This window comes from Maribacter caenipelagi (genome assembly GCF_004364175.1).
Classification (GTDB): Bacteria; Bacteroidota; Bacteroidia; order Flavobacteriales; family Flavobacteriaceae; genus Maribacter; species Maribacter caenipelagi.
Genome location: NZ_SNZW01000013.1, coordinates 645,579 through 661,166, shown reverse-complemented (window position 1 = coordinate 661,166; position 15,588 = coordinate 645,579). Strand labels below are relative to the sequence as shown.

Sequence of the window (15,588 nt, the reverse complement as noted above, 5' to 3'; positions counted from 1 at the left end):
TCGTTTTTTTAAAAGAATCTTGGGGTGATTACTCGTCTGTACTTGTTCAAGAATTCATATCTGAGCATGAACTCGAATGACCCATCATTGAACCTAGTAGCTCCCAAATCCGTAACCTCTTTGTCATAGGCAAGTCCCAACATTAATTGGTCGTTTAACTGAAAGCCGAACAGTACGCTCAATGCCGCATCCCATCTATACGCCGCCCCTAGGGAGAATTTATCGTTGAACAGGAAGTTTGCGCTAAGGTCCACTTGTAACGGTGCGCCCTTTACCGCCTTGATAAGTGCCGCAGGTTTCAATTTTACGTTTGTGTTCAGATCGAAAACATAACCTGTAATCAGATAGAAGTTCATTCGTTCTTGTGCGATAAGGCTGGAACTATTCGTATCCGAACTGTCGAAATGCTCCGTCTGTAAAAAGTTAGGTACCGAAAGTCCCGCATAGAATCGATCCGTATGGTAATAGATGCCAGCACCGAAATTCGGAGAGAACTTGTTGTCAATGTTCGGTAGGTTGCTCTCCGCACCGTAGTTCCTCAGTTTCGTGAAATCGACGTTGAACAGGTGTCCGCCCGCTTTTAGACCGAAGGAAAGTTTACCTTCCTCCGAAGTGATTACCGTGTAGCTGAACACCGCGTCGATATAGGTATCTTGATTGGTACCGTTACCGATCTCGTCGTTCACCACAGATAGACCCAGACCTACATGGTCCGATACTGGGGTATGGAAGTTCAGCGTCTGCGTAGTCGGTGCTCCATCTAGCCCCACCCACTGCGAACGGTGTAGTGCTACTATACTCAACTCCCCACGAGAACCCGCGTACGCAGGGTTCACCGAGATGGTATTGTACATATACTGTGTATATTGCGCGTCTTGCTGGGAATAGCCCATGCAAAGACCGGAAATGACTATTAATATGGTCAGGAAATGTTTTTTCATCGTATTGGTTTTTGGGGAAATTTTATCTGTTTATATATAGGTAGCCGGACTTGTTCAGCTTGTTTCCGTCGTTATCGTACTTGATCACATAGAAATATACGCCTACAGGAAGCTCTGAATCTTTACTAAGCGTTGCTCTACCATCTGAAGACCCTGTGAATACATTTGTTCTATTGTCATAACCTGACATTTCATACACCAATATTCCCCATCTGTTATAGATCTGAACCGTATTGTTCGGGAAAGATTCTATATTCTCTATACCAAAGAAATCATTGGTTCCATCTCCATCTGGGGTAATTACTTCGTTGGCAACAGCTATTCCGCTATCAACTATCTCAGCATTACAACCAGCATCAAAGGGTGGAAATCCGTTCAATGAATCACATGGGTTCAATGGATCAGTACCATCGATTATTTCCTGTCCGTCCGAGATAGTATCACCATCAGTATCGGCAACATCTGGGTCAGTACCGATTGCATCTTCTTGTGCCGTATTCAATCCATCGGCATCACAATCGCTATCTGGAAACGCTGTACCGCCAACATGATCGCAATCGTCTAAAGGATCGGTATTGTCCAATACTTCTTGCCCGTCGTTTATACCGTCGCCGTCCGAATCGGGGTTTAATGGATCCGTACCTAAATCTACTTCCTCCCCGTCCGTAAGTCCATCGTTATCGGTATCCGGGTTGTTCGTATCTGTACCCAATGCCGTTTCCTCATCGGTGGACAAACCATCATCGTCACAATCGCTAGTACCCAATGGAGTACCACCTACATGGTCACAATCGTCTAAAGGATCTGTAGTATCAACGTTTACTTCTTGACCATCGTTGATACCGTCCCCATCTGAATCAGGGTCATTGGGGTCCGTTCCTAAAGCAACTTCTTCGTTATTTGTAAGTCCATCGTTATCAGTATCCTCTGAAATCGTCACCGTACCAGTCCCTAAATTACCGGTTTCATCCGTTACAATAACTTGTATAACATCTTCATCAGAAAGAGCAGGAAGACTACCACTATCAGGAGTAGCGGAACCGGTATCTATACTCCAATCACCATTTAAATCAACTGTCACACTATAGGTTACATCAACTATATTATCACCATTAGTATCCAATTCAACTACAAGACTTTCGTTAGCGTCACCTTGCCCAGTTACAATTGGAGTGACATCCGAAGTACTAAAGCTATCTGCACTAGGAGCCGTAGTATTGAGCACTATTGATTCTAAGTCATCGGCAGTATTGCCTGCAAAATCAGAAACCTCAGCATTGACCGATATCGGACCATTATTCAATCCTGAAATATCAATTTCATTAGCCGTCCAGGTTCCAGCAGTTACCGTTGCAGTTGTAGTAACAGAATTTACACCATCATCTAAAGTAACGGTTACTGTTTGGTTGTCTTCAACCCCAGTGGTAACCCCTGAAATTATTACATCGGCTACCTCAGCTTCGCTAACAATATTATCTATTTCAATAGGAGTATTTATCTCAATGTCAATAATAACATCATGAACAATATCCCGAGCATCTTGCGTAGCAGGGTTTCCTGCCAAATCACTCACATCTGCTGTGATGGTTTCATTGACATCCAACGCCTGTGCATCTGCTGCAGGTACATCTAAACTCCAAATGCCACCGATAACTGTTGTTGTATAAGTTTGACCATTCAAGGTTACCGTTACAGTTTGACCATCTTCGGCATCTGTAGTACCACTAATAGTAACATCGTTATCATCTTCAACTCCATTGATAACATCATCGTTAGATACTACATCTATAGTTATTATTGGAGGAGTTACATCATGTTCGATACCTCTTGTCGCCTGAATAGCAGGATTACCGGCTACATTACTTACATCTGCAGTAATGGTTTCGTTTGCAACTAATGCCTGTGCATCTGCAGCTGGCACCTCTAAACTCCAAGTACCACCTGTTACCAAAGTAGTGTAGGTTTGTCCGTTCAAGGTTACCGTTACGATTTGACCGTCTTCGGCATCTGTAATACCATTGATGGTAACGTCACTATCGTCTTCGACCGCATTAATAATATCATCGGTTGATACTACATTGATGCTTATCGTTGGTGCCGTGACATCATGTTCAATATCGCGTGTAGCTTCAACAGCAGGGTTACCGGATACATCATTTACATTAGCAGTAATCGTTTCATTTGCATTTAATGCCTGAGCATCAGTCGCAGGCACATCTAAACTCCAAATACCACCAGTTACCGTTGTTGTATACGTTTGACCATGCAACACCACTGTAACTGTTTGACCATCTTCGGCATCTGTAGTACCATTGATGGCAACATCACTATCATCTTCCACAGCATTAATGATATCATCGGTAGATACTACGTTTATTGCTATTATTGGTGCAGTGACATCATGCTCAACATCTCGTGTTGCCTGTGTTGCAGGATTACCAGCCAAATCACTTACATCTGCAGTTATGGTTTCCGTTGCGTCCAATGCTTGGGCTGCAGCTTCAGGTAAATCAAAACTCCATGTTCCTCCTGTTACCGTTGTCGTGTATGTTTGTCCGTCTAATAAAACGGTCACTATTTGACCATCTTCAGCATCTGTAGTACCACTGATAATAATATCGCTATCATCTTCAATCGAGTTGATAACATCATCTAAAGCAACTACATCAATCGTAATTACAGGAGCGGTAACATCATGTTCAATATCTCTAGTAGCTTGTGTTGCAGTGTTCCCCGCCAAATCACTTACATCTGCAGTAATCGTTTCATTAGGGTCTAAAGCTTGGACGTCTACTGCCGGAACATCTAGGCTCCATGTGCCACCTATTACCGTAGTTGTGTAGGTTTGACCATTTAAGGTAACCGTTGCAGTTTGACCATCTTCGGCATCTGCAGTACCACTGATGGTAACATCACTATTTTGCTCAAATTCATTTATAATATCATCTGTAGAAACCACATCTATTGTGATTACCGGAGCGGTATCATCATGAATAATATCTCGTGTTGCTTGTGTTGCAAGGTTACCTGCCAAATCACTAACATCTGCCGTAATCGTTTCCAAAGGATTTAATGCCTGCGCATCTGCTGCAGGTAAATCAAAACTCCATGTTCCTCCTGTAACCGTTGTAGTGTACGTCTGTCCATTTAATACAATCGTTACAGTCTGACCATCCTCTGCTCCAGTCGTTGTTCCACTAATGGTTACATCAGTATCATCTTCAACAGCACTGATAATGTCATCGCCCGATACAACATCTATTGCAATTGTCGGAGCCGTAACATCATGCTCAATATCTCTTGTTGCCTGCGTTGCCGGGTTACCCGCCAAATCACTTACGTCTGCAGTAATGGTTTCCGATGCGCCCAATGCTTGAGCTGCTGCTGCGGGCAAGTCAATACTCCATATTCCTCCTGTTACAGTAGTCGTATATGTTTGTCCGTCTAAAAATACAGTTACGGTTTGACCGTCTTCGGCACCTGTTGTTGTTCCACTAATAGTCACATCTGTATCATCTTCCACGGCGTTTATAACATCGTCTCCAGTTACTACATCGATTGTTATAGTTGGCGCAGTGACATCATGTTCAATATCTCTGGATGACTGTATTGCAGGGTTACCTGCCAAATCACTAACATCTGCAGTAATCGTTTCCGTTGCACCTAATGCTTGGGAATCCGCCGCAGGCAAATCAAAACTCCAAATTCCACCGGTTACTGTTGTAGTGTATGTTTGTCCGTTCAACTCTACAGTTACAGTCTGACCATCTTCGGCACCCGTAGTGGTACCACTGATAGTTACATCGGTGTCGTCTTCAATAGCATTAATAATATCATCAGTAGATACTACATCTATTGCTACAGTTGGGGCAGTTACATCATGTGTAACAACTCTGGTTGCTTGAGTGGCAGGGTTACCGGCAGCATCACTTACATCTGCAGTAATCGTTTCCGTTGCGCCCAATGCTTGAGCTGCTGCTGCTGGCAAGTCAAAACTCCAGGTACCACCTGTTACGGTAGTTGTGTATGCTTGTCCGTGTAAAGTTACCGTAACGGCTTGACCGTCTTCGGCATCTGTTGTTGTGCCACTTATGGTTACGTCCGTATCATCTTCAACTGCATTGATAATATCATCGGTAGTAACTACATCTATCGTAATCGTAGGTGCAGTGACATCATGTTGGATATCTCTTGTCGCCTGAATTGCAGGGTTACCAGCAACATCACTTACATCTGCAGTGATTGTTTCCGTTGCACCTAATGCTTGGGCAGCAGCCGCAGGTAAGTCAAAACTCCATGTGCCACCTGTTACTGTAGTCGTATAAGTTTGTCCGTCCAATAGTACCGATACGGTTTGACCATTTTCGGCATCTGTTGTTGTACCGCTTATAGTTACATCCGTGTCATCTTCAACTGCATTTATAACATCATCGCCCGATACAACATCTATTGTAATTGTCGGAGCCGCAACATCATGCTCAATATCTCGTGCTGCCTGTGTTGCAGGGTTACCCGCTACATCACTTACATCTGCAGTTATGGTTTCCAAAGCATCCAATGCTTGGGCTGCAGCTGCAGGTAAATCAAAACTCCAAGTACCACCTGCTACCGTAGTCGTATATGTTTGTCCGTTCAATACCACTGTTACAGTCTGACCATCTTCGGCTCCAGTCGTGCTTCCACTAATGGTGACATCAGTATCATCTTCAAGGGCATTAATAATATCATCGGTAGATACCACATTAATTGCTATGGTGGGAGCAATCGCATCGTGTTCAACATCTCGCGTCGCTTGAACTGCAGGGTTACCGGCATCATTACTTACATCTGCCGTTATTGTTCGGGTCGTACCCAATGCCTGAGCATCTGCAGCAGGTAAGTCAAAACTCCATGAACCACCAGAAACCGTAGTCGTATAGGTTTGACCATTTAAGGTTACCGTAACTGTTTGACCGTCTTCAACATCTGTTGTTGTTCCATTTATGGTCACATCATCATCGTCTTCAACTGCATTGATAATATCATCAGTGGCTACTACATTTATTGTAATTATTGGTACCGTAACATCATGTTCAATATCTCTGGTTGCCTGTGTTGCAGGGTTGCCTGCTACATCACTTACATCTGCAGTAATAGTTTCTAAAGCATCCAATACTTGAGCTTCTGCCGCGGGCACATCTAAAGTCCAAGTACCACTCGTAACTGTAGTCGTATAGATTTCTCCGTTCAATACTACAGTAACCGTCTGTCCATCTTCGGCATCTGTAGTACCATTAATTGTTACATCTGTATCATCCTCCAAAGCATTTATCACATCATCTATAGCCACTACATTTATTGCAATTGTTGGTGCAGTTACATCATGTGTTATATCTCGTGTAGCTTGTGTTGCAGGATTACCGGCTAAATCACTCACGTCTGCAGTTATGGTTTCGGAAGGGTCCAACGCTTGGGCATCTGTCGCTGGCATATCTAAAGTCCATGCATCGCTAGTTACCGTAGTCGTGTATGTTTCTCCATTTAGAACTACTGTTACGGTCTGACCATCTTCAGCCCCGGTGGTCGTACCGCTAATAGTAACATCACTATCATCTTCAAACCCACTAATAATATCATCTGTAGAAACCACATTAATAGTAATTGTAGGTGCCGTATCATCATGTACAATATCTCGTGTTGCCTGTACTGCAGGGTTCCCCGCCAAATCACTTACATCTGCAGTTATGCTTTCCGTTTCATTCAATGCCTGTACATCTACTGCCGGTACATCTAACGACCATACACCACCGGTTACTGTAGTTGTATACGTGTGCCCGTTTAAAACTACTGTTACGATCTGACCGTTTTCGGCTCCTGTAGTTGTACCACTAATAGTAACATCACTATCGTCTTCAATAGCATTGATAATATCATCGGTAGATACTACATCTATTGCTACAGTTGGCGCAGTTACATCAATCGTAAGTAAAGCCGCATCAGAAGTAAGAGGAGAACACACAAAAGTTAAATCGGTAATTATAACTCGGTATTCAAATCCATTTTCGGTAGCGGTAGCACCTGTTAACGTTAAGGTTTCTGTTGTACTACCTGTATAAATATCCGTTCCATTGGCATCATCGATAGCTACAAAACCACCACCCAATTGATCATCTACCTCCCATTGATATGCTAATGAGATTCCTGATGCCGTAACAGTGAATGTTTCTGAAAAACTAGCATTTGTCAATACATCTTGTGGTTGATCTGTGCTTGATGCTATAGTTGGAGTTTCCCCTAGCTGTTGAAAATCGAAATCTGTATTTGTAGTACTATCTACATTATTTGGTTCGGTATATCCGTCAACTACGTTGGTACCAGTTACAACACCATCTGCGTCTACTACCAGAGCTCCGTCTCCTAAAATTCCATCTCCATTATCATCTGTAAACCCTGCCTCTATAACATCATTACATAAATCGCCATCCGCATCCAATTCCAAGAAATCTGCAATACCATCCGGAGTTGTCTCCGAATCTAATACTGTATAATTTACAGTACCACTATCTTGTTGACCGCTTGCTTGAACCGAATCTGGAATACCATCTGTACCAACATCGCCATCTAATAGACCATCAGTAAACGCTTGTCCACTACCCGATTCTACAATATCATAAATTCCATCATTATCGGCATCTAAATCGAAATGATTAGGTACGCCATCATCATCGGTATCAAAATCATCTACAATTCCATCACCATTTGCATCGACACCCAAATCGGTATCTCTATAGTTTAGAATTCCGTCAGAGTCATCATCGGCACTTGGGTCTATACCTGAAGGACTTTCTAAAGTATCTAAGATTCCGTCATTATCATCATCTAAATCAGCAGAATCAGCGATGCCATCCAAATCATTATCATCAATAGCATTTTCTCTATAATCTACTTCAGTAGTTGTGGTCACAGCAATATTAGGTAAATCTGATGCACCATTATCTTGATCATCATTAGAATCGAAGGGTAAACCTGTAGTATCGACATCGTCATAATCATCAAACAAACCATCATGATCATTATCTAAATTATTCGATGCCGCAGTAAAACCAGCTTCTTCCGTATCTGAAAGTCCGTCACCATCCGTATCCAAATCCAAATAATCTGGAATTCCATCTCCATCCGTATCTATAGGTGAGACACCTTCATCTCCTGTACCTTCATACTCGTCTCCTAAACCATCACCATCAGTATCATCATTTCCATTTCCATCTGTATTGGCATTTCTTGCAACATAACCACTTGTAGTTTGCGCTTCAACATTATCTGGAATACCATCGTTATCAGAATCAATATCCAAGTGATCTTCTATACCATCATTATCACTATCAATACCTTCGTTAATGGTATACACAGGAGCTGTACCCGGACCAGATGTTTCACCTGAAGGCGTACCGGCAGAATTTACTGCCGATGTAGTATTTGTAGGTGTAAATAATCCGTTAATATCACAGGTTTGAAACAATATAGATCCTAAATAATCATTGGATGAAAAACCTGATTGCAACTCACCTGAGAAGGTTACCGTAAAGTTAGTAGTATCATAATAATTGAAATAAACGGCAAGTTTTGGTCCAAAGTCAACTCCTGACCATGTTTGCGCGGGACCTTCAAAAGTAGTTGTTCCCGTAGCAGCATTTTCTGAAATATTTAATAATGTATTACTATCTACCGCATACAAGCCTGGTTGAGCCAAGGTTACACTTTCTTCGGTATTGGCACCGTCAATATCATAAATTACACCACCAAAACGAATTAGATTTACTTGAAAATCTGTTCCTGTTGCCACCAACCTAATATTGAAAGTAATACTACCAACAGCACCTACACCACCACCTACATCAAAACTAGGTTGCCAAGCATCATCACTACCAAAACCACCATTATCAATAGAAGTTAAGGTTGCATTGTTTATATCGGTAATGGCAACAATTGCATCTAATACACCTAGAGACGAGGTAACCACAGTTGAAAAACGATACTCGGCACCTACAGTACCCGCACCACTACCTGTAGCCGCTATATATGAGCCACCTGTAAAAGATCCTGGCGGTATACCACATTCATCTCCTTTTGTATCCGTAGGTTCAAAACCTAATGATTCCACATAATCCAAAATATCATCATTGTCATTATCCTTGTCCAAATCATTATTAACACCGTCACCATCAGTATCTATAGGTGTTAAATGCACATTGGCATCCCTAAAATCTACTTCACTGGTAAAGGGATCTTGGTCGTTTGGAAAGTTATCTACATCTTGGTTATTATTCGTTGCCCCATTTGCATCTGCTATTCCATTTGGTGCGCTAATACTTAAATCGAAATTATCATCTAAACCATCATTATCGGAATCTACTCCCGAAATTGGAGTATCTGCCGTATTATCGGCATCTGTGTCATATGCTTCTACATAATCGCTTACACCATCATTGTCAGAATCTAAATCTCTAAAATCTGGACTATCTTGACCATCGGAATTTTCAGGTTGATTAATAGACTCACCAGAACCGGCAGGAACCACTTCGTAATTATCTGCCAAACCGTTACCGTCAGAATCTGCAGAAGGACTCAAATAACCCGAAGTTGATTGCCATTCTATATTATCTATAATTCCATCATCATCACTATCCAAATCTAAATAATCTGGATGCGAATCACTGTCAGTGTTTACCAGTGTATTGGTAAAGCTACCTCCGTTATCTGCATCAAAAACATCATCTATACCATCATTATCACTATCGTTACCCGATAATTGAACCAGACCGGCATCGGTTTGAGATTCTACCAAATCTTGAATACCATCATTATCAGAGTCAATATCCAAGTAATTGGCACCTCCGGTATTATCACTATTAACAGGAACCGCAGTAACTCCGTTTCCATCAACACCTCCATCTTCTGCAGAATTAGGAATACCATTAGTACCTGGATCGCTTTCACTTGGGTCTATAGACCCATTACCATCGATATCTAAACTTCCATTGCCTGTCTCCACGACATCTGGAATACCATCATTATCACTATCTAAATCTTCATTATTAGGAATACCGTCATTATCAAAATCGCTAGTTCCTTCAACAGTATCCAGAATACCGTCGTTATCATCATCTTCATCATTAGTGTTACATATTCCATCTCCATCGGTATCTATACCGTCATTGTCTGGGTCGAAGTTAGCACCGGCAGTAAAATCATTGCTTGCCGTTGCACCACAATCATCACAACCATCACCATCCAAATCTTGACAAATGGAAGGGTCTAAAGGATCAGTATCAGAACCATCCGCTACGCCATCGTTGTCGTCATCAGGATCACCAGAGTCACATAAACCATCACCATCGGTATCAGTACCATCATTGGCAGGGTCAAAATTAACTCCCGCAGTAAAATCATTGTTTGCGGTTGCGGAACAATCATCACAACCATCACCATCAGAATCTTGACAAACAGATGGGTCTAATGGAGCAGTATCTGTGCCATCGGGCACACCATCATTATCATCATCGGGATCACCAGAGTCACATAAGCCATCACCATCGGTATCCGTTCCATCGTTGGAAGGGTCATAATTATCACCTGCGGAAAAGTCAGTACTTGCCGTTGCCGAACAATCGTCACAACCATCACCATCCAAATCTTGACAAATGGATGGGTCTAACGGAGCAGCATCCGAGCCATCGGCTACGCCATCATTATCATCATCTAAATCTGAAGAATCACAAATACCATCACCATCGGTATCGGTACCATCATTATCCGTATCAAAATTAGCGCCTGCAGTAAAATCATTACTTGCCGTAGCAGAACAATCATCACAACCATCGCTATCTAAATCTTGACAAATGGAAGGGTCTAACGGGGCAGCATCCGAGCCATCGGCTACGCCATCGTTATCATCATCGGGGTCACTAGCATCACAAATTCCATCACCATCGGTATCGGTACCATCAGTATCCGTATCAAAATTAGCGCCTGCAGTAAAATCAGTACTGGCCGTTGCGGAACAATCGTCACAACCATCACCATCCAAATCTTGACAACTACTTGGGTCTAAAGGAGCATTATCGTCACCATCCAAAACTCCGTCATTATCATCATCAGGGTCACTGTCATCACAAATTCCATCGCCATCGGTATCGGTACCATCATTGGAAGGGTCGAAATTATTACCGGCGGAAAAATCAGTGCTAGCCGTCGCGGAACAATCATCACAACCATCACCATCTAAATCTTGACATACAGAAGGGTCTAATGGGGCAGCATCCGAACCATCGGCTACACCATCATTATCATCATCGGGGTCACTAGCATCACAAATTCCATCACCATCGGTATCCGTACCATCATTTGAAGGATCAAAATTATTGCCGGCGGAAAAATCGGTACTCGCCGTTGCCGAACAATCATCGCAACCATCACCATCTAAGTCTTGACAGCTACTAGGGTCTAAAGGTGCGTTATCGTTTACATCCAGAACTCCGTCATTATCATCATCAGTATCGCCAGAATCACAAATTCCGTCACCATCGGTATCGGTGCCGTCATTGGCAGGGTCAAAATTACTTCCCGCTGAGAAATCAGTACTTGCCGTTGCAGAACAATCATCACAACCATCACCATCCAAATCTTGACAACTGCTTGGGTCTAAAGGTGCATTATCATCACCATCTAGAACTCCATCATTATCATCATCTGGGTCGCCAGAATCACAAACTCCGTCACCATCGGTATCGATACCATCATTAGAAGCATCAAAGTTATTACCTACCGAAAAATCGTTATTTGCCGTGGCAGAACAATCGTCACAACCATCACCATCTAAATCTTGACAACTACTTGGATCAATGGGCGCATTATCATCACCGTCTAGAACTCCGTCGTTATCATCATCGGCATCGCCTGAATCACAAATACCATCTCCATCGGTATCGGTGCCGTCGTTATCCGTATCAAAATTATTTCCAACAGAAAAATCAGTATTTGCTGTTGCGGAACAATCATCGCAACCATCGCCATCCAAATCTTGACAGCTACTTGGGTCTAAAGGTGCATTGTCATTTCCATCCAGAACCCCGTCATTATCATCATCGGCATCACCAGAATCACATAATCCATCACCATCGGTATCTATGCCATCATTAGCAGGATCAAAATTATTACCTCCTGTAAAATCGTTGCTTGCCGTTGCAGAACAATCGTCACAACCATCATTATCCAAATCTTGACAGCTACTAGGGTCTAAAGGTGCGTTATCATTTCCATCTAAAACTCCGTCATTATCATCATCGGTATCGCCAGAGTCACAAATACCATCTCCGTCAGTATCCGTACCATCATTGGCAGGGTCAAAGTTATTACCTGCTGAAAAATCAGTACTTGCGGTTGCCGAACAATCGTCACAACCATCATTATCCAAATCTTGACAGCTACTTGGATCTAATGGAGCATTGTCATCACCGTCTAAAACTCCGTCATTATCATCGTCTGGGTCACTAGCATCACATAAGCCATCTCCATCGGTATCTGTACCGTCATTTGCAGGGTCAAAATTATCACCGACAGTAAAATCGTTACTTGCCGTTGCAGAACAATCATCACAGCCATCACCATCCAAATCTTGACAACTGCTTGGGTCAAAAGGTGCATTATCATCACCATCTAGAACACCATCATTATCATCATCGGCATCACTGGAATCTGGTGTACCATCACCATCAGTATCTGGATCATTAGTTACCGTTATGTTTACTGTTGCGGTTTCACAAACATCTGGATCTGGATCTGTATTACAAACTTGATAAATTACCGTTACGGTTGACCCGTTCTCCGTAAGTAATGGTGTATACGCCAATTCACCGGTTAAAGCATCTAAAATTGCAGTACCACCAGCTGTACCGCCAGTTCTGGTAATTGTGGTAGTACCCTGATTATTTGGGTTATTATTTGGAAAATAATCATCATTACTTAAAATATTGATATTGGTAGCTACACCTAAAGTTGCGTTTACATTTTCATCTTGAGCGGTTGGCGCATAGGGATTAGGGTCGGTAGCATCTAAATGACCATCATCATCACTATCTATATCTAAATGATTAGGTTGACCATCATTATCCACATCGTAAGCGTCGGGCACTCCATTACCGTCAGCATCGTTATAATTAGTTGTGGTACCATCTCCGGTATTACCAACATCTTGACTTGTATCTTTAAAATTTAAAATACCATCTCCATCTTCATCACCAAAAGGATCAAGACCAGGGTATTCATCTAAATCTACAATACCATCATTGTCGTCATCGGTATCATCATTATCACTAGTGCCATCACCGTCACTATCTCTTGGATCTCTCCAATCTCTTTCTCCTCCGGCAGGATCGTCATCTTGAAATGAATTTGGAGTTTGACCATTGTTTGTTGCTGCATCAGGATCATCCATTCCGTTAGCGTTCTGATCAAAATTATCGTCTATACCATCTAAATCGGTATCATTTCCCGCTAAGGTAGTTTCAGCAACATCATCACCGTTGGTATCGTAAGCTTCAACAGCATCTGAGATACCATCATTATCACTATCTGGGTCTAAAAAATCTGGAACATTATCAGGTGTAGCAAAAGCTACATCTGTATTAACAGGAATAAGACCCTGATTACCAGAGCCTTCATAATTATCATCTAAACCGTCGCCATCTGAATCATTACCAGACGGAGCGATATAAGAGCCACTAGCCTGAGCTTCAATATTATCAGGTATACCGTCATCATCGGAATCTAAATCTAAATGGTTGGGATAGCTATCATTATCTTGACTGGCTTCGTAAACATCTGGTACACCATCGGAATTAGCATCGGTGTAATTGGTAACGCTACCATCGGCATTGGCGTTATATGTGGGAACACCGTCACCAGAATTATCTAAAACATCTTGAAAATTAGGAAGTCCGTCACCATCGGCATCACCGTTAGGATCATTACCATTTGACTCTACAATATCTAAAATACCATCGTTATCATCATCAATATCTACATTATCAAAAACACCATCTCCATCTGAATCTCCTACACAGACAGAATATAACACTGTGTTTATCTGATATTCACTTTGGTTAAGATCAAACTCTTTTATAAATCCAGGGTTTGCATAAATATCAAATTCAATAAAATTTACATCATTAAACTCAAACATTAAATTACTTTCCGGACCATTCGCTTCTGACTCGGTACCTGCAGAAAGTAGCGTAGGCGGAGTAGTATCTACATTAATATTAGTTGGTATATCTGTGGCTGTAAACCGAACAGAATTATCACAGTCTGTACCAACAGCTTCGTTTTCTATAGGAATACTTGGATTTGCAGCAGCAGGTGTGCCATCAATATCGTTAATTATAATTCTAAAATCATTAACAGGTATTAAGGTAACTTTGTCTGAAGCAATGAAACTAATTCGTATTCTTGAAGGAGCTGTTGTTCCACTATTGGATGGGTTGCTATAAAAGAAATTGTCTACTGCACTTGAGTACCCTATTTCTCCGTTATTACCAGCACCACTTACTTTTTGAACCCTAACATAAGACAGTGATGGGATGGTTGGTGAGGTAGCATTGAAGTAAGCGTCTACTACTGTTCCACTTGAAATACTTGTTATTGAAACATTTTCAAAGTTCTGTGCATTTACGTTTGCAGTTAAAAATAATATGATAGCTAAGAACGATAATTGAAGTTTACTGCTATTTATCATAAAATGTAGGTTTAAACTTTTAGAAACAAACTTTTGTAAAAAGTCACCTTTCATTAGAGAACTGTACTTTTTGAAATAGTTTTGAATAACCTTTAGAAATACTGCGAATATTTTGACGAGGAGCGAGATGGTTTTGTTCATTTTGAGTTAGCCTATACTGATCTTATTTACGAGATATTATTATCTGAATTTTAAAATTTTATATTTTCTTTAGATAAAGACCACATTTTATTACTGAAAAGGGTGAATGCACAAAGTCAAAGAAAGAATTTAAAGGACTTAAAAAGTGCATTTTACATTCCGATGAAGATTTTCTAAAGGTGAATGGTATAAATGTATCGTTGAACGGTATCATTTTTATAACATCCATTTGTATTTGAATACCAAAATTCTCTGCATAAACTCTTTTTTTAAAAGTTTGATGATTCCTACAATCAATAACATCATCCATAAATTAGAGTTAGTTTAGTTTTTTTAAAGTAGTCCAAGGACTACATAAAACTAGGTATTTTTCCTAAATATAAAGTGGGTATTGAGCTATAATAAAATATTGTTGTCAATTACAAAAGATTGTATGAGAAAGCTAACTATTTGTATGTCTAAATAAAAAAAGACTGTATTTTGTCGATAAAATATAATATATCAAATAGTTACATATTATCATTTTTAGAAGAATATCTAAGAAATCAGTTTATATAATTTCAGTTTTAGTACTTACAACTAAATACAATCGTATAAATTGACCAAAAAACTAAAAACAAATTCCTACAAATATTTACTTAGATTTTACCTACTATATAATTATCCCGGAATATCTTGAGATAATAAAACCACCATCTTGTATTCTAGTTTTATATTTTAAGGATGTCAAATGGA

General features: G+C 40.9%; 2 protein-coding genes. Both read right to left on the bottom strand.

From position 1 onward, the window contains the following. Positions 1–8: 8 nt before the first annotated feature. On the bottom strand, positions 9–941 hold the full coding sequence (locus tag DFQ03_RS07795; protein ID WP_133672600.1) for a PorP/SprF family type IX secretion system membrane protein: 933 nt from the start codon (positions 939–941) through the stop codon (positions 9–11). 22 nt (positions 942–963) lie between these two features. After that, the gene (locus DFQ03_RS07790) at positions 964–14,712 is read right to left on the bottom strand and encodes an Ig-like domain-containing protein (protein ID WP_133672599.1); all 13,749 of its coding nucleotides are present in this window, start codon (positions 14,710–14,712) and stop codon (positions 964–966) included. Positions 14,713–15,588: the final 876 nt, after the last annotated feature.